General features: G+C 71.6%; 18 protein-coding genes. 10 read left to right on the top strand and 8 right to left on the bottom strand.

The annotated features are described in order from the left end of the window. The 3 genes from ABZY11_RS34560 to ABZY11_RS34550 form a co-directional block, all read right to left on the bottom strand. Positions 1-514, bottom strand: a 514-nt coding sequence (locus ABZY11_RS34560) for a sigma factor (RefSeq protein WP_356482958.1), incomplete at its 3' end; no start/stop codon positions are given. 23 nt (positions 515-537) lie between these two features. Continuing rightward, entirely contained in the window at positions 538-951 is a 414-nt protein-coding gene (locus ABZY11_RS34555) for an anti-sigma regulatory factor (protein ID WP_072483809.1), read from the bottom strand. A 229-nt stretch (positions 952-1,180) separates the two neighbouring features. After that, positions 1,181-1,441, bottom strand: a complete 261-nt coding sequence (locus tag ABZY11_RS34550; RefSeq protein ID WP_356482955.1) for a UBP-type zinc finger domain-containing protein — start codon at positions 1,439-1,441, stop codon at positions 1,181-1,183. Between the two features lie 57 nt (positions 1,442-1,498). Here ABZY11_RS34550 and ABZY11_RS34545 point away from each other — a divergent pair, with 57 nt between their 5' ends. Then, positions 1,499-3,103 carry a Na+/H+ antiporter gene (locus ABZY11_RS34545; protein WP_356482954.1) on the top strand — a complete coding sequence of 535 codons (1,605 nt, stop codon included), beginning with the start codon at positions 1,499-1,501 and terminating at the stop codon, positions 3,101-3,103. Here the strand turns inward: ABZY11_RS34545 and ABZY11_RS34540 are convergent. From ABZY11_RS34540 to ABZY11_RS34525, 4 genes are all read right to left on the bottom strand, one after another. Then, a complete protein-coding gene (locus tag ABZY11_RS34540; protein WP_356482953.1) occupies positions 3,076-3,993 on the bottom strand; it encodes a pyridoxal-phosphate dependent enzyme in 918 nt (305 codons plus the stop codon). The genes ABZY11_RS34545 and ABZY11_RS34540 overlap by 28 nt on opposite strands. 33 nt (positions 3,994-4,026) lie before the next feature. Continuing rightward, a complete protein-coding gene (locus tag ABZY11_RS34535; RefSeq protein WP_356482952.1) occupies positions 4,027-4,617 on the bottom strand; it encodes an N-acetylmuramoyl-L-alanine amidase in 591 nt (196 codons plus the stop codon). A 137-nt stretch (positions 4,618-4,754) separates the two neighbouring features. Continuing rightward, positions 4,755-5,951 (bottom strand): globin domain-containing protein, encoded by a 1,197-nt coding sequence (locus ABZY11_RS34530; protein WP_356482951.1) that lies wholly within the window; start codon positions 5,949-5,951, stop codon positions 4,755-4,757. A 122-nt stretch (positions 5,952-6,073) separates the two neighbouring features. Further along, positions 6,074-6,523 carry an Rrf2 family transcriptional regulator gene (locus ABZY11_RS34525; protein ID WP_356482950.1) on the bottom strand — a complete coding sequence of 150 codons (450 nt, stop codon included), beginning with the start codon at positions 6,521-6,523 and terminating at the stop codon, positions 6,074-6,076. A 175-nt stretch (positions 6,524-6,698) separates the two neighbouring features. Between ABZY11_RS34525 and ABZY11_RS34520 the strand changes: the two genes are divergently transcribed. From ABZY11_RS34520 to ABZY11_RS34510, 3 genes are all read left to right on the top strand, one after another. Continuing rightward, complete coding sequence (locus tag ABZY11_RS34520; RefSeq protein ID WP_356482949.1) at positions 6,699-8,105, top strand: family 2B encapsulin nanocompartment shell protein; 1,407 nt, start codon at positions 6,699-6,701, stop codon at positions 8,103-8,105. A gap of 222 nt (positions 8,106-8,327) precedes the next feature. Further along, positions 8,328-9,317, top strand: a complete 990-nt coding sequence (locus tag ABZY11_RS34515; RefSeq protein ID WP_356482957.1) for a family 2 encapsulin nanocompartment cargo protein polyprenyl transferase — start codon at positions 8,328-8,330, stop codon at positions 9,315-9,317. Between the two features lie 194 nt (positions 9,318-9,511). Then, a complete protein-coding gene (locus ABZY11_RS34510) occupies positions 9,512-10,186 on the top strand; it encodes a DUF6304 family protein (protein WP_356482948.1) in 675 nt (224 codons plus the stop codon). A gap of 519 nt (positions 10,187-10,705) precedes the next feature. On the opposite strand, the gene snpA is transcribed toward ABZY11_RS34510, so the two are convergent. After that, entirely contained in the window at positions 10,706-11,386 is a 681-nt protein-coding gene (snpA, locus tag ABZY11_RS34505) for a snapalysin (RefSeq protein ID WP_356482947.1), read from the bottom strand. 245 nt (positions 11,387-11,631) lie between these two features. Here snpA and ABZY11_RS34500 point away from each other — a divergent pair, with 245 nt between their 5' ends. From ABZY11_RS34500 to ABZY11_RS34475, 6 genes are all read left to right on the top strand, one after another. Further along, the gene (locus ABZY11_RS34500) at positions 11,632-12,585 is read left to right on the top strand and encodes a LysR family transcriptional regulator (RefSeq protein WP_356482946.1); all 954 of its coding nucleotides are present in this window, start codon (positions 11,632-11,634) and stop codon (positions 12,583-12,585) included. Positions 12,586-12,678: 93 nt separating this feature from the next. Then, positions 12,679-13,686: a reductase gene (locus ABZY11_RS34495; RefSeq protein WP_356482956.1), complete on the top strand. Its 1,008-nt coding sequence runs from the start codon at positions 12,679-12,681 to the stop codon at positions 13,684-13,686. A gap of 139 nt (positions 13,687-13,825) precedes the next feature. Further along, entirely contained in the window at positions 13,826-15,196 is a 1,371-nt protein-coding gene (locus ABZY11_RS34490) for a choice-of-anchor A family protein (RefSeq protein ID WP_356482945.1), read from the top strand. A 9-nt stretch (positions 15,197-15,205) separates the two neighbouring features. Then, complete coding sequence (locus tag ABZY11_RS34485; RefSeq protein ID WP_356482944.1) at positions 15,206-15,565, top strand: DUF952 domain-containing protein; 360 nt, start codon at positions 15,206-15,208, stop codon at positions 15,563-15,565. Continuing rightward, positions 15,562-16,488: an NAD(P)H-binding protein gene (locus ABZY11_RS34480; protein ID WP_356482943.1), complete on the top strand. Its 927-nt coding sequence runs from the start codon at positions 15,562-15,564 to the stop codon at positions 16,486-16,488. Before ABZY11_RS34485 ends, ABZY11_RS34480 begins: the two co-directional genes overlap by 4 nt. A 74-nt stretch (positions 16,489-16,562) precedes the next feature. Continuing rightward, the gene (locus ABZY11_RS34475) at positions 16,563-17,186 is read left to right on the top strand and encodes an amino acid transporter (RefSeq protein ID WP_356482942.1); all 624 of its coding nucleotides are present in this window, start codon (positions 16,563-16,565) and stop codon (positions 17,184-17,186) included. The last annotated feature ends 36 nt before the right edge of the window (positions 17,187-17,222 follow it).

Raw genomic sequence — 17,222 nt, 5'->3', positions numbered from 1 at the left:
TCGCCATGATCAGGACGAAGACGAAGAGGTTGTCGACACTGAGCGACTTCTCGGTGATGAAGCCGGCGAAGAACTCGCCCGAGGCCTGGCTCTCATCGTACGTCGAGAACTCGACGCCGCGGTCCGGGTCGAACCGGTCCACCGATTTGATCAGGCCGATCGTGGCGACCTGGGTGAGGTCGTCCAGCGGCTCGCCGCGGTTGCGGAACCGGCGGGCCAGATGCTCCACGAGCGGCAGATGCATCCGCACCAGCCGATTGCGCAGCTCCGCCTTCTCGGGCGACCCGTCGGGAAGCGCACGCAGTTCGATGAACAGCGCCCGCGCCCCGCTGCGGTCGTGTGGATCGTGGTGCCCGTGCTCGCTCATCTGGCCTGCCCGCTCCGCCTGCGACTGCTCCACCGCGACCGTACGGCCCGCAGGCCCGTCCGCCCCGTCCACCGGATGGGGCAGGGCCTGCTGTTCCGGGATGCCTGCTGCGCGCACCACCCCTGGTCGCATCGTCTCGTCCCGCACAGGACCGTCCCCGTTCCCGTTGCTCACGCCGGCCCGGGTCCCGCGCCGCGCTGTTTGTAGAGGCTGATGCTGACCGTACGGTCGTCGGCCACCGAGGAGTCGACCTTGCCGGCCAGTGCGGAGAGCACCGTCCAGGCGAAGGTGTCGCGCTCCGGTGCCCGGCCGTCCGTCGTCGGGGCGGCCACCGTCACCTCAAGAGAATCCTCGACGAGCCGGAAGACGCAGCTGAGGACGGAGCCCGGCACGGCCTGCTGAAGCAGGATCGCGCAGGCCTCGTCGACCGCGATGCGAAGATCCTCGATCTCGTCGAGAGTGAAGTCCAAGCGCGCTGCGAGACCGGCCGTGGCCGTACGCAGCACCGACAGGTAGGCACCCGCAGCGGGCAGCCGGACCTCTACGAAGTCCTGATTCCCGGGCTCGCCTGCGATCTGGGACACCCTCACCTCCAAGGTGGCACAAACTCTTTCGAGGTTCCGGGAAGGGGGCCCGGAGCCATGCGGTACGTCTTCGGTTCTGGTCCGCGACGCTATCGCGACCCATGATGCCGTGTCGCCAGAGCCTCAGCCCATGGCTGTCACTCATGGTAAGCCCATGAGCACACACGGTGGGTAGAGGTCTGCGGCGGTCAATTGCGAACAACCGGCGCCGGTTTGACGTACCCAGGCGTCAGACGATCGAACCGTCCTCGAAGCACCAGCGCCAGCTCTCGCCCGGCTCGAAGCTCCGCATCACCGGATGACCGGTCTCCTTGAAGTGTGCCGTGGCGTGCTGGAGGGGTGACGAATCGCAGCAGCCGACGTGGCCGCAGGTCAGGCAGAGCCGGAGCTGCACGGGGTGGGTGCCCGCCGCGAGGCAGCCCGGACAGGTCTCACTGAGCGGGGCCGGTTCGGGGCGCGGCAGTACGGAGACGTGAGGGCAGTCACTCATGATTGTCAGGTTACGACGGATGTGTGGACCGTGAAGTGCGGATGCGAGGACCGTGAAATGGACGCATTGCCGCTGGTGGCGCTGGTCGCGGCCAGTGCGGCGGTCGCGGGCGCGGCCCGCCGGACCCCCGTGCCGGCCCCTCTGCTGCTGGTCGCGGCGGGCCTGATCGCCTCCTATCTGCCCGGGGTGCCCACCTACACCCTGGACGCGCACATCGTGCTGCCGCTGCTGCTGCCGCCGTTGCTCTACACGGCGGCCGTCGACAGCTCGTACCTCGATCTGCGGGCCAATCTCCGGCCGGTCGCGCTGCTCTCGGTCGGTTACGTCCTGTTCGCGACCGTCGCGGTCGGCTGGCTGGCGTACCGCCTCGTGCCCGACCTGCCGCTCACCGCCGCGCTGGTGCTCGGCGCGGTCGTCGCCCCGCCGGACGCGGTCACGGCCGCCGCGATCGCGCGCCGGGTCGGGCTGCCCGGCCGGGTCACCACCGTCCTGCAGGGCGAGTCCCTGGTGAACGACGCCACGGCGATCACCGCCTACAAGGTGGCCCTCGCCGCCGCCGTCGGCGAGGGCATGAGCTGGGGCGCGGGGATCGGCGAGTTCTTCCTGGCCGCGGTCGGCGGTGTCGCGGTCGGCCTGGCGCTGATGGTGCCGCTGCACTGGCTCCGCACCCACCTCAGGGAAGCGCTGCTGCAGAACACGCTGTCGCTGCTGATCCCCTTCGTGGCGTACGCGGCGGCAGAACGCGTACACGCCTCCGGGGTGCTCGCCGTGGTCGTGGTGGCGCTCTACCTGGGCCACCGGTCCTGGCAGGTCGACTTCGCGACCCGGCTCCAGGAGGCGGCCGTCTGGAAGATGGTCGCGTTCGTCCTGGAGTCCACGGTCTTCGCGCTGATCGGGCTCCAGCTGCCCTTCGTACTGAAGGGGCTCGGCTCGTACGCGGTGGGCGACGCCGTCCGGTACGCGGTGCTCGTCTTCCTCGCCGTCGTCGTGGTCCGCTTCGTCTGGGTCTATCCGGCGACGTATCTGCCCCGGTGGCTGTCGAGACGGATCAGGGAACGCGAGCCCGACACGGACTGGACGGCGCCGTTGATCGTCGGCTGGGCCGGGATGCGCGGTGTCGTCTCGCTCGCCATCGCCTTCTCGATCCCGTTCGTCACGTCCGACGGGAGTCCCTTCCCGGCCCGCAACCTGGTGCTCTTCCTGACGTTCACCACGGTCATCGGCACCCTGGTCGTCCAGGGGCTCAGCCTGCCGCTGCTGGTACGGGTCCTGAAGCTCCCGGGGCGCGACGCGAAGGCCGAGACGCTGGCCGAGGCGCAGGCCCAGAGCGAGGCCTCCGCGGCCGCCGAGGCGCGGCTGGAGGAGCTGCTCGCCGACCGGCGCAACTGTCTGCCGGGCCCCCTCGCCGACCGGCTGCGCACCGTCCTGGAACGCCGCCGCAACGCCGTGTGGGAGCGGCTGGGCGCGGCCAATCCGGTGACCGGGGAGTCGGCGGACGACACCTACCGGCGACTGGCCAGGGAAATGATCGACGCCGAGCGCGAGGTCTTCGTCCGGCTGCGGGACGAGCGGCGGATCGACGACGAGATGCTGCGGACGCTGCTCAGACGGCTCGACCTGGAGGAGGCGGCGGCCTACCGGGAGGATTCGGACGCCCCCTGAGGGCTGCCGGTGACCACCGCCGCGAGCGCGGTTCCCGGAGGGAACGCGCCCTCCTCGGTCAGTTCGGTGAGCGCGTACAGCAGCTTGGCGACGTAGAGCCGTTCGACGGGCAGGCCGTGCCGCTGCTCGAAGTCGTCGGCGAAGGCGTGCAGCGCCGGGGTGGTACGGGCGTAGCCGCCGAAGTGGAAGCGCTCGTCCAGGGACCACGACCCGGCCGGGCCGCCGAACGCCTCCGTCTGGAGTTCGCGGACCGCGTCCCCGAGGAAGCCGCCGCGCAGCACCGGGATGCCGAGGGCGCGCTGCTCCGGCGCGAGGCCGGCGGCGAGACCGGCAAGGGTTCCCCCGGTGCCGCAGGCCACCGCGACCGCATCGGCCCGGCCGCGCAGCTCGCGCCCCAGCTCCGTACAGCCCTGTGCGGCCAGGGCGTTGCTGCCGCCCTCCGGGATGACGCAGCACTCCCCGTAGGCGCTCAGGAGCCCCGCCAGGACCTCTGGATCGCCCTTCGCGCGGTACGTCGCGCGGTCCATGAAGTGCAGGGTCATCCCGTCGGCCGCGCACCGGGCGAGCGAGGGGTTCAGCGGGCGGCCGGCCAGTTCGTCACCGCGTACCACCCCGATGGTGGGGAAGCCGAGCAGCCGCCCGGCGGCGGCGGTGGCCCGCAGATGGTTGGAGTACGCGCCACCGAAGGTCAGTACGGTGCGCCCGGCGGCGGCCCGCAGATTGAGGGAGAGCTTGCGCCACTTGTTGCCCGGCAGCTCGGGGTGGATCAGATCGTCGCGCTTGAGCAGCAGCCGTACGCCGTGGCGCGCGAAGCGCTCGTCCTCGACCGGCTGCAGGGGTGAGGGGAGCACCGGCTGCAGCCGGGAGAGGTCGAGCGCTCTGGAGGGCATGGGGCCATTGTCACCGGACCGGGGAGCTGCCGGTCACTTGAGGCGCTCGTGGATCCGGGTCCGCATCTCGTCCATCGTGAAGCCGCGCGGGTCGACTTTGCCCGGCTGCCATTCCTTGTGGCCGATCACCGAGCGGGAGTTCCAGCCGTGGTGACGGCAGATCGCGGCGGCGGCCTTTTCGATGGCTTCCAGCTGGACGGCGGGCCAGGGGTCCTTGCCGTCGCCGAGGTTCTCGCACTCGAAGCCGTAGAAGTACTGGTTCCCGTCGGTATTGGCCTCGTTGTCGCCCGGGAGGCGTTTCTCGGCGACGACGGCGCGCAGTACGTCGTCGTCGCCGAGCCCGGCGTGGTTGGCGCGGCCGTAGCCGACCAGGTGGACCTGCCCGTCCTTGGCGATCACGCCGTGGCAGAGCGGGCCGGGCAGATCCGGGTAGCCGTCACGGCAGATGCGCACGGTGGACTCGGTGCCCTTGGTGACCGTGTGGTGGATCATCACGCCGTTGACCGGGCCCCAGGGGCCCTTGTGGTTGCGGTTGTGGGTGCGCCAGTCGCCGACCTGGACGACGGTGAGCCCCTCGTTCATCAGGACTTCCAGAAACCTGCTCGCGGACATGGGTGAGGACATGGCCGTCTCCTTCGTGGGTGGGGGGAACGAGCCTTGATCCGCTTGTACCGGAATGTCGTTCTCCGGGCCATGTCTTCGGTGGTTGTTCGGGCCGTGTGCGATCCGAACCGGTCAATTCCGTGAGCAGTGGGCCGGATTCAGTCCTGTCCCAGCCACATGTCGGGGCCGAACACCTCGTAGTGGATGTCGGTCGCCGGGACGCCCTTGGCCAGCAATTGGGTGCGTACGGCGCGCATGAAGGGCAGCGGGCCGCAGAGGTAGGCGTGGGTGCCGGGGGCGACGGCGAGACCGCTCAGATCGACCTGGCCGGTGCGGTCGGCGGGGTGGCCCGGCTCGGGGTCCTCGTACCAGAAGTGGGCGGCGGCGTCGGGGAGTTTGCCGGTGAGCAGGGCGTGGTCGGTGCGCAGTGCGTGGGTGGCGGGGGAGCGGTCGCCGTGCACGACGGTGACCGGGGCGCGGTGGCCGGTCGTCGCGAGATGCTCCAGCATCGAGAGCATCGGGGTGCAGCCGATGCCCGCGGAGGCGAGCAGGAGCGGTGCGTCGGCGGAGTCGAGGACGAGGTCGCCGTACGGGGCGGAGACGCGCAGCAGGTCACCGGCGTCCACCTCGGCGTGCAGATGGCGGGAGACCTCGCCGTCGGGCGCGCCGCCGCCGTGCACCCGCTTGACGGTGATCGAACGGAGCCGCGAGCCGGGCGCGCTGGAGAGGCTGTACTGGCGTATCTGGCGGGCCCCGTCGGGGAGTTCCACCTGTACGGAGACGTACTGGCCGGGCCGGAAGGCGGGCGCGGGCGCTCCGTCGGCCGGGCGCAGCTGGAAGGTGGCGACGTCCGCCGTCTCCTCGATCCGGGCGGCCACCTCCCACTCGCGCCACACATCGCCGGCGACGACGCCCTGCTGTGCGTACAGCCGTTCCTCGATCGAGATCAGGGCGCCGGCCATCAGCCAGTAGACCTCGTCCCAGGCGGCGGCGACCTCGGGGGTGACCGCGTCGCCTAGCACCTCGGCGATGGCGGCGAACAGATGGGTGTGCACGATGTCGTACTGGGCGGCGGTGATGCCGAGCGAGGCGTGCTTGTGGGCGATCCGGTTGAGCATCACGTCGGGGCGGGTGTCCGGGTGCTCGATCAGCTGGGTCGCGAAGGCGGCGATGGAGCCCGCGAGGGCCTGCCGCTGCGCGCCGGACGCCTGGTTGCCGCGGTTGAAGAGGTCGCGGAGCAGCTCCGGGTGGGCGTCGAAGAGCTTGCGGTAGAAGAGATCGGCGATGTCCCCGACGGCCGCGCCCACGGCGGGCAGGGTGGCGCGGACGGTGGCGGTCGACGTCTCGGAGAGCATTGGGACTCCTCGCATTTTAATTGGTATTTGAGATTCGTATTTTTGGGCAGTGTGAAACCCGACAGCGTGAAATCGGGCTGTGCGGAACCGGGCGGTGGGCCCGTGGCGCGGTGTGCGGTGGCTCAGCCGGTGTCCGGGCGGCCGCTGCTGATGCCGATCAGCAGCGGTCCGGTGGGGGACGCGACGAGTTCGGTGACGGTGAGCGGGTCGAGCGAGGCGTAGAAGGCCTCCTCCGCGCCGCGCAGGGCGCTGCGCAGCCGGCAGGCCGCGCGCAGGGGGCAGGGGGTGCTGCCCTCGCACTCGACCACGTCGCCGGGTCCCTCCAGCTCCCGGACGAGTCCGCCGATCGAGGCGGAGCGACCCGCTCCGGTGAGGCTGAGTCCGCCGCCGCGGCCCCGTCGCGCCTCGATGAGGCCGAGGTGCTGGAGCCTGGCGACGACCTTCGCGGTGTGGGTGTACGGCACCTGCATGGTGGCCGCCACCTCCCGGGTGGTCGGCGGTTCCTCGTTCTCCGCGACGGCGAGGCGCATCAGTACGCGCAGCGCCACGTCGGTGAATCTCGTCAGCCGCATGACAGTCACCGTAGATAAGTTGCATCGAGGATGCAAATTAAAGCGCCCCGCGGACATTGCTGAGCGTTGTGCCCAGCCCAAAGCCGATTAGTCACACTCTTTTGTGTAATGGCGCGACCGCTCTCCGTGCTGAAGGCTTCTTCTCGCAGGTCAGCCGAGATCGAGAGGACGTCAGATGTCCGTTGGTGAAGAGGTTCAGAACGCGTCGGTGCCGCCGCAGCAGAGTCTGGGGACGGCAGCGGCGCGGAACCTCGCGACGACCACCAAGTCCGCCCCGCAGATGCAGGAGATCACCTCTCGGTGGCTGCTGAAGATGCTGCCATGGGTGCAGGTGCAGGGTGGTACCTACCGGGTGAACCGCAGGCTGAGCTACTCGGTCGGGGACGGCAGGGTGACCTTTGTGCAGACCGGTGACCGCGTCGCGGTCATCCCCGCCGAGCTCGGAGAGCTCCCCGCCCTGCGGGGCTTCGGCGACGAGGAGGTGCTGAGCGAGCTCGCCCGGCGCTGCGAGCAGCGCGAGATCGCCGCCGGACAGGTGCTGGCCGCGTCGGGGGACGCGGCGGACAGCGTCTATCTGCTGGCACACGGCAAGGTCGAGAAGATCGGCACCGGCCCGTACGGGGACGAGACGGTGCTCGGGGTCCACGCCGACGGGGCCTACTTCGGGGACCAGGCCCTGGTCGACGGCGACGCCGTGTGGAAGTACACGGCCCGCGCCGTCACCGCGTGCACGGTGCTGGCACTGAGCCGGGCGGACGTGCTGAACCTCGCCGAGCGCGCGGACTCGCTCCGCGACCACCTGGCCGGACTGCTCAGCATCCCGCACCAGCGCACCAACAAGTACGGCGAGGCGGAGATCGACCTCTCCGCCGGCCACGTCGGCGAAGCCGTCGTCCCGCACACATACGTCGACTACGACGCGGCGCCGCGCGAGTACGAACTGAGCGTCGCGCAGACCGTGCTGAAGGTCCACAGCCGGGTCGCCGACCTCTACAACCAGCCGATGAACCAGACCGAGCAGCAGTTGCGGCTCACGGTCGAGGCGCTGCGTGAGCGCCAGGAGCACGAGCTGATCAACAACCGCGAGTTCGGGCTGCTCAACAACTGCGACTACGGGCAGCGCATCCAGCCGCACGACGGTGTGCCCACCCCCGACGACATGGACGAACTGCTCTCGCGCCGCCGCGGATCGAAGCTCTTCCTCGCCCACCCGAGGGCCATCGCCGCATTCGGCCGCGAGTGCAACAAGCGCGGTCTGGTGCCGGAGAGCGTCGACATCGGCGGACACCATGTGCCGGCCTGGCGGGGCGTACCGATCTTCCCGTCCAACAAGATCCCGATCACCGAGGCCCGGACCACGTCGATCATCTGCATGAGGACGGGTGAGGCCGAGCAGGGCGTCATCGGACTCCAGCAGACCGGCATCCCCGACGAGATCGAGCCCAGCCTCTCGGTCCGCTTCATGGGGATCGACGAGCAGGCGATCATCTCCTACCTGGTGACGGCCTACTACTCCGCGGCCATCCTCGTACCGGACGCCCTGGGCGTACTGGAGAACGTCGAGGTCAGCCGCTGGCGGTAGCCCTTCGGGGGCCCGGACGACGATGTCCGGGCCCCGTCAACCTCCGCCACCGGGCAGCCGTGCCCGGGGCGGCCTCGGGAGGACGCCCCAGTGAAGACCCACCACGTACCCCAACCACCCACACCCCGCGCCCCGGGCGACAACGCCCCGGCCGCCCTCGCGACGCAGGGCGGCAACGCCCCGCCCGTCGTCGCGACGCAGGGCCAGGAGGCCGAGGTCCTCCTGGAACAGACCCGGGCCCTCGTCGATCCCCAACTGCGCGCCGCCGTCGAATCCCTGCCCGGGTCGATCCGCCGCGTCGCGATGTACCACTTCGGCTGGCAGGAGGCCGACGGCACCCCGTCCTCGGGGCCGGCGGGCAAGGCGATCAGGCCCGCGCTGGTCCTCGCCGCCGCCCGCGCGCTGGGCGGCGATCCGGAACAGGCGGTACGGGCAGCCGTCGCTGTGGAGCTGGTCCACAACTTCACCCTGCTGCACGACGATGTCATCGACGAGGACCGGACCCGTCGGCACCGGCCCACGGCCTGGGCGGTCTTCGGCATCCCCGACGCGGTCATCGCGGGCGACGCCATGCTCGCCCTCGCCCAGCGGCTGCTCGCCGAGGACGCGGCCCCGGCCCACGCCTCGGCCCGGCTGTCGACCTGCGTCATCGAGCTGTGCGCGGGCCAGCAGGCCGACTGCGACTTCGAGGACCGGGGCCCCGACGAGGTCACGCTGGACGAGTGCCTGACCATGGCCACCGCCAAGACCGGAGCCCTGCTCGGCTGCGCCTGCGCCCTGGGGGCGCTGTACGCGGGCGCGGAGGAGCGGGCGGTCCGCGCGATGGACGGATTCGGCCGGGAGTCGGGCCTTGCCTTCCAGCTCATCGACGACCTGATCGGCATCTGGGGGGACCCGGCACGGACCGGGAAGCCGGTCGGGGCGGATCTCGTCGCCCACAAGAAGTCCCTGCCCGTCGTCGCCGCGCTGACCTCCGGCACCCCGGCGGCGGCCGAACTCGCCATGCTCTACCGGGGATCGATGAACACACCCGGCGAGGTGAGCCGCGCCGGCGACGCCGTCGACCGGGCCGGCGGCCGGGAGTGGGCGCAGATCGCCGCGGCGGACCGGATGGCCCGCGCGGTCCACCATCTGTCCCGCGCGGTACCCGACCTGGCCCAGGCGGGCGATCTGCTGGCCCTGGCCGAGTTCGTCACCCGCCGGACGCACTGACAGCGGAGAGGAGGTGGGAGCGGTAAGCGGCGAATGCGGCCGCGAAGGCGGCGGAGAAGGGAGAACGGAACGCGGCACGCGGTGAAGGCGGCGGAGAAGGGAGAACGGAACAAGGTGCCGAGGTCACAAGGCCCATGACGGGAAACGGAGGGCGACAGGGCGACTGTCATGGGCACGGGCTACAGTCCGTGCCCATGACAGATGAGTCATGGGCAGGGTGGTACCGGGACCGACAGGGTTCCGACGCCGTTGTCCTCACCACCGACGGACAGCAACTACGCCTCCGGACAAGGGGGATCGACTTCGAGGGTGTGAGCTTCGACGGCCTCACCCCGGCCGTCGGCACACCACCGGCCGACGACCGGTTCGTCCTGGTGGACGGCGCGCTGAGCGACTGCGTCCTGGAGTGGGACCTGCCGCTCCCGGTCATCTGGGACGGAGCCGTCCATCAGGCCACGCTCAGCTGCCTGTTGTCGCTGCGCCGCCCCGATTCGCACCTCGGGCTGGAGCTCCAGTTCGGCGGTGCGGCCTACGCGTCCCATCGCGCCGAGAGCAACTTCGCTTCCGCCCTCGCCACGATCCAGCGCGCCCTGCCGCCCGGCGTACGTCTCCAGACCTGCATCGCCTGTGCCTTCTCGGACTACTTCCCGGCCCCGGCCGCAGGACGCGGACTGTCCGGCGGCCTCGCCTGCTTCCGGGGCGCCAAGGACGCCTATCGCGGGGCGGCCGGTGAGGGCGATGTCCGGGACCTGTGGGACCGGCGCACCGGATTCGTCCAGGAGATCTGGAGCTGCCGCGAGTTCGAGCCCCGCCCGGAACAGGGAGCCGGTACGGGCCACCGGGGCGCCTTCCCGCTGGAGCACGCCTGATTCATGGGCTCAGCCCGGTCCGTGGGCTCAGCCTGATCGTGGGGGTCCCCTCGACGTTCGCCCTGATGCCGCTCACCAGGACGGCGGCGCGGCTGCGCCTGGCGTTCGTCATGGTCGGCGCCGCGCTGATGGCCGGCTGTCTCGGCCTGCTCTGCGCCCCGTTGGCCCTGCCCGTCCTCCGGGCCGTGCTGACCGGCTTCGGACTGGGGCGTTTCCGCTGGTCCTGGCCATCATCGGGGCGAGCGGCCGGAGCGCGCAGAGACCGCCGCGCTGTCGACGTTCGCCCCGAGCACCGGCTGTCTCCTCGCCTCCGTGGGCCTTTTGGGCATCGGGCTGCTGCGCACGGCCACCGGCGGCTGGGCGCTGCCCCTGGCCGTGCTGCTCGCGCTCGCCGCGCTCCAGTGGCTCGTCGGACTGCGCCTGACCCCGGCACGTCGAACCCGAAGCCCGGTGGGCCGGGCGGAGGGGCCACCCCGTCCTACGAGGTGGCCCCCAGGGTGTGGCGCGTCCGGACCGTGGTCAGGAGGCGCTGCGCGCGAGTCCGGCCGCGAAGCCGAACTGCCACAGGTAGTTGACCTGGCTGCGCTCGTTCGAGTCGGGATACGGGTTGGTGCAGGACGGGCCGGGGCCGCCGCCCGACATCAACTCGCTGCACGGACCGGAGTAGTGGTCCGGAAGGCCGAGCACATGCCCGGTCTCGTGCGTGGTGACGCGGGTCGAGTCGTACTGCTGGTTCTGCGCGTAGTCCAGGAAGATGTACCCGTTGCCGTGCCCGTCGGTGCTCGCGTACGAGCCCCTGGAGTCATTGCCCTCGTAGTAGGTGAAGTCGGCGTTCGAGCCTTCCTGCAGCCGGACGGTGGAGACGGAGCTGTTCCAGATCTGCGCGCTGTTGGCTATCTGGGTGCGGAAGCTCGGCGCGTTGGCGGCGCTGTAGACGACGGTGACCGACTGGGCGCCGGGGTTCGCCGCCCGCTTCTTCGCCACGGACTTGGCGACCGCCTCGAAGAACGCCTTGTTCGCGGCGGCGTTCTCGTGCGACCCGGCGTAGGCGGTGTAGCCCGCGCGGGCCTCCGACGCGGTGGTGGCGGGTGCTGCGGCGGGGGTCGAGGAGGCGGCGATGGCGGGTGCCGTGCCCAGCGCGGCCGCGAGGCCGAAGCCGAGGCCGACCACGGCCGACATGACGGTCCTGGGGTGTCTCATGGGGGGTCTCCTACCGGTTACCGGTCCGATGAACCCGTCCGATGATCGGACTCGGACGGGTGCGGTACGGAGAGAGTGTCGGGGAGCACGAGCCGTGGCGGATGATGTCAACCGGCGATAGCACCGGGCTATCGCCAACTCCCGTACCCAGGCCGAAGGGTCAGCCAACTCCAGGTGAATTAACGGACTTTGAGGCGATTGGGGAGTCTGGTGCGACAGTCGTCCGCCGCCCTACGCTCGACCGTATGGAGCTTGAGGTGCGACACCTCAGGGCGCTGTGCGCCATCGCGGACACGGGCAGCCTGCACCAAGCCGCCCGCAGACTGGGCGTGAGCCAGCCCTCACTGACCACCCAGCTGCGCCGGATCGAGAACACCCTGGGCGCCGAGCTGTTCTGCCGTGAACGGACCGGCTGCCGCCCGACGTTGCTCGGCCGCGCCGTCCTCAGCCGGGCCCGCCCCCTGGTCGACGGAATGACCGCCCTGGTCAGCAACGCGAAGGCGGAGGCCGACGCGGTCCGGGCCTCCGGGCCGCGGCTGCGCATCGGCTGCACCGCGAGCCGGGTCATCGGCGGCTGGCTGCGCCGGCTGCGGCTCCGGCTGCCCGACACGGACATCTCGTTGCGGGTCGACGTATCGGCCCGCGCGCTCCTGCGTGACGTCGGGACGGGCGGGCTCGACGTCGCCTTCGTGCACGAGGTCGAGGGCTGTCCGCTGGCCGTTCCCGACGGTCTGGAACAGCGTGTACTCCTGGACCGCGAACCGCAGTTCATCTCCATGGCCAGGGACCACCCGGCCGCCGACCGGCCCGTGGTCGACCTCGTCGATCTGGCCGCCGACCGGTGGATGGTCGATCCCACGGTGGACGGCGAATGGGACGGGCTGCGCCGGGTCTTCGACGAGGCCGGCCTCGCGCCGACCGTCCTGCACGGCGACTACCTCACCACCGCGTCCCTCGTCGTGCTCGGTGAGGCGGTCGCTCCCTGCCAGCCCACCTCCGGGCCGCGCGACGACATGGCGATCCGCCCGCTGCGCGACGACCCCCTCGCCGTACGGCTGCTGCTGGTGTCCCGGCCGGGCGTCGACATGACGACGGCGTACGGGGAGTTGGAGGCGGCCTACCGGGAGGCGGCCCGGCGCGTGGCCGGGTACCACCAGTGGCTGTTGCGCAACCGCAGCCCGCTCGCCCGCACACCGTGAAGAACCGCTTCCCGGTTCCGCGATTCCGCCGAGAGCGAGGACCGGTTCCCACCGGGCCGTCCGGCGGGCAGAGTCGGTCCCATGAGGCTTCTGATGCTGGGTGGTACGGAATTCGTGGGGCGCGCCGTCACCGAGGCGGCGTTGGCACGCGGCTGGGACGTCACGGTGTTCCACCGCGGCCGGCACGCACCCCCGCCGGGCGTGACGGAGCTCCTCGGCGACCGCACCACCGAGGACGGCCTCGCCGCCCTGGCCGGGGCCGGCGACGGCCTCGGCGGCGGGTACGACTGGGACCTGGTGGTCGACACCTGGAGCGGCGCCCCCTCGGCCGTACGGGACGCGGCCCGTCTGCTGGCCGGCCGGGCCGCCCGGTACGCATACGTCTCCAGCCGCTCGGTGTACGACCACCCGGCCCCGGCCGGTCTGCCGGAGGAGGGCCCGTTGGTGTCCGGTGCCTCGCCCGACGCGGGCGGGGACGTCTCGTACCCCCTGGCCAAACGCGGCGGCGAACTGGCCGCGCTCGACGCCTTCGGCGACCGGGCCCTCCTCGCCCGCGCGGGACTGATCCTGGGCCCCTGGGAGAACATCGGCAGACTGCCCTGGTGGCTGCTGCGGATCGCCCGCGGCGGGCCCGTACTGGCCCCGGGCACACCGGACCTGATGCTCCAGTACATCGATGCCCGCGACCTCGCGAACTGGCTGCTGGACGCCACCCGCAGCGGTCTGCACGGGCCGTACAACCTGGTCAGCCGCTCGGGCCACGCAACCATGGGGCAACTGCTCGACGCCTGTGTACGTGCCACCGGCTCCGACGCGGTACTGCGCTGGACGCCCGCGGAGAAGATCCTCGCGGCGGGCGTGGAGCCGTGGAGCGATCTGCCGGTCTGGCTCCCGCCGGGCGAGCTGTACGACGCGATCCACCTGGGCGACGTCGGCAAGGCGTACGCGACCGGTCTGCGCTGCCGCCCGGTCGAGGAGACGGTCGCCGACACCTGGAAGTGGCTGGAGGGTCTGGGCGGGGTGGCCCCGCAACGACCGGACCGCCCCGCGGTCGGCCTGGACCCGCGCGTGGAGGCCGAACTGCTGACGGGCTCGGCCTGACGCACCGTCGGGGACGAGCCCGACGCGTGCTCGCTCGCACGGGGCGTGCCTGGCCGGGGCCCGCGTATATGGGTGCATCAGGCCCGAACCGGGCGTGGCATTCGTGTGGTTTGGTAGGTAAAGCTGCATATTGCCCTGTATGGCGACATATGCGCGTAGGCGCGGCAAAAGTATCCGGGCGGCGGTGGTCACGGCGGCAGCCGCGGCCATGGTGGGCGCGATGGCGTCCATCGCTCTCGCCGACCCGCTGCCCGGCGGGCTCGGCCCGTGTCTGGGCAGCGACTGCCCGTCGGGCTGGCTCGATCCGAACAATGGGCCGGTCACCCACCATGACAGCAACATCAACATCTTCGTCGGCGGCGACTTCCTGGTCCGGGAGGCCGCCGCCGAGGCCGAGGGGAAAATCGTCACCCTCGGGCAGTTCGACATGAACAAGCGCGCAGGCGCCTCGCAGGTCTACAACGTCGGCGTGGCCGGCGTGGGCTCACGGGTGCCGCCCCCCGACGGCTCCGACTACCTGACCGTGGGCGGGCCGCTGACCGTCGCGACCGGACAGCGGCTGCTCGCCGAGGAGGGTACGAACCACGGTGTGGTGAAGTACGCCGAAACGGTGAGCGGAACCGTGATCCCGGCTCCGGTCCACGACCCGGCCGCCACGGACCCGTACACGGCGCTGCGCGACCAGTTGACCGAGGCCAGCCACTGCTACGCGTACGACGACAACCAGGACCACCGCCGCCCCGCCACGGGCACCGTGGTGAACACCGGTTCCGAGACCGTCTTCACCGGTGACGGCACCTCGGCCCTCCAGGTCTTCGCCCTCGACGCCGATGTGGCCACCACCCAGGGCGGTCAGCAGGGCATCACGTTCAACGCGGTTCCGGCCGGGGCGACCGTGCTCGTCAACGTCTACGGCAGCACCCGCGACATCAACACGTTCATGGGCTCGCTGCCCCAGGACGGTCTCCGCGAGCGCCTGTTGTGGAACTTCCCGGACGCCACCGCGGTCGGCCTGCACGGCACCGGTCAGTTCCAGGGCAGCGTGCTGATCGGCCGGCAGTCGAGTACGGCCACCCTGGACATGAGCGGCACCAACGGCCGTTTCTACACCGCCGGTTCACTGACCCACACCTCGGCGGGCGAGTCGGGCGGCCAGGAGCTGCACGCCTATCCCTTCGACGGCGATCTGCCGACCTGCGGCGAGGAGCCGACCCCGACCCCGACTCCGACGGACACTCCGACTCCGACTCCGACGGACACGCCCACTCACACGCCGGGCCCGACGCACACCCCCACCCACACGCCGGGGCCGAAGCCCACGCCGACCCACACCTTGCCGCACAAGCCCGATGAGCCCAGCGACTGGCAGCCCAAGCCCGATCCCGGAGGGGAGCTCCCGCACACGGGTGCGCGCGGCGGTGAATGGATTCTCGGCGGAATCGCCGCCGCGCTGCTCGTGGCCGGATCGGCGGCCGCGCTGATGGCCCGGAGGGCGCGTCGACGCGGCTAGTTTTGGCCCATGGCCGAACTGCTGCTGCACCTCACCGAAGGCCCCCTGTGGGAGGCGGCCCGCGGGATCGGGACGTATGAGATGTCCACCCGCGGCCGCACCCTGCACGAAGAGGGCTTCATCCACTGCTCGCTGCCGCACCAGCTACCCGGCGTGGCCGAGATGCTGTACGGCGCCGGGAGCGGGGCCGGGACCGGTGACCAGGAACTCGTGGTCCTCGTCATCGATCCCGACCGGCTCCCGGTGCCCGTACGGTACGAGTCCGTCACGCCCGGCGGCGAGGAGTTCCCGCACATCTACGGCCCCGTCCCGGTGGACGCGGTCGTGGAGGTCCGCCCCTGGCCGCGCAAGGAAGGCGACCCCGCATGAACAACCCACCCACCACCGGTCCGGAGAACCCGGGCGCCCCCATCGTCGCCGTCACCGGCGCGAGCGGAGCCGTCGGCGGCCGTGTCGCACAGCGCCTGGCGCGCGCCGGCGTGCCCGTGCGGCTGCTCGGGCGCGACCCGTCCCGGCTGCCCGAACTGCCCGGCGCCGTTGCCGCGCCGCCCGCCCCGTACGGCGACGGGGAGGCCATGCGCCGCGCCCTGGCCGGGGCGCACACGCTGTTCATGGTGTCGGCGCACGAGGGCCCGGACCGGGTGCGCGAGCACACGACGGCCGTGGACGCGGCGGTCGCCGTGGGCGTCGAACGCATCGTGTACGTCTCCTTCCTGGGCGCGGCGCCGGACGCCACGTTCACCTTCGCCCGGGACCACTGGCACACCGAGGCGCACATCCGGGCCGCCGATGTCCGCTACACCTTTCTGCGCGACAGCCTTTACCTCGCCGGGATCCCGGCCATGACCGGCACCGACGGGGTGCTGCGCGGCCCCGCCGGGGACGGCCGGGTGGCGGCGGTGGCGCACGACGACATCGCGGACGTCGCGGTCGCCGTCCTGCTGGCCGACACCGAGAGCGCCGACACCCGCTACGACGGGATCACCTACGACCTCACGGGCCCCGAGGCGTTCACCCTCGCCGAAGCGGCCGAGGAGCTCAGCAGGGTCACCGGACGGACCGTCACCTACGTACCGGAGACCCGCGAGGAGGCCTATGCCTCCCGGGCGCGGCACGGTGCCGAGGACTGGGAGGTGGCCGGCTGGGTGACCTCGTACGAGGCCATCGCCACCGGTGAGATGGCCACGGTCTCGGACGCCGTGCCGGACCTCACCGGACATCCGGCGACGAGCCTGGCCACCTTCCTGAGGGAGCATCCGGACAGCTACCGGCATCTGCTGAGGGCGGACTGACCCCACGGCGGGCGGTACCGGAGAGGGAAGCAGACGGAGGCGGACGGAAACGGACGGGAAAGGGGCCGACGGCCATGCGTACGCAAACCCCGTGGGGCCCCTGGGATCCGCCCCCGCCGGACGAGGCCGCCCGCCTCTTCGCGCCGCTGCGTGTCCCCTGGTGGATCGCCGGGGGACACGCGGTCGAACTCGCCGTGGGCCACGCCTTCCGGGACCACGCCGACATCGACGTACTCCTGCTCCGCCGCGACCAGCTCGCCGTCCAGCAACTCCTGACGGGCTGGGAGTGGTGGGCCGCGGACCCGCCCGGCACCCTGCGCCGCTGGCTCCCCGGCGAGGTCCTGCCACCGTACGTGCACGACATCTGGTGCCGCCCGGGACCCGACGAGTCCTGGCGCATCCAGCTCATGCTCGACGACACGGAGGGCGACGACTGGCTCTTCCGCCGCGACCCCCGCATCCGCCTGCCGCTCGACCGGCTCGGCCGCGTCTCCGGGGACGGCGTTCCGTATCTCTGCCCCGAAGTGCAGCTCCTTTACAAGGCCGGGTCCCCGCGCCCCAAGGACGAGCAGGACTTCACGGAGGTGCTGCCGTTCCTCACCGCGGATCAGCGCGCCTGGCTGACCGAGACCATCACCCTGGCCCAGGGCGCCGGGCACCCGTGGGCGGTCCGGCTGCGAGCCGGTCCGGCGGGCTGACGGGCGCGGCGCGCCGCGCGGGGACGGGGCGGCCGG

This window comes from Streptomyces sp. NPDC006510, assembly GCF_040611955.1.
Lineage (GTDB): Bacteria > Actinomycetota > Actinomycetes > Streptomycetales > Streptomycetaceae > Streptomyces.
The sequence above is the reverse complement of the archived record's forward strand: the minus strand, read 5'-3'. Positions and strand labels throughout refer to the sequence as shown.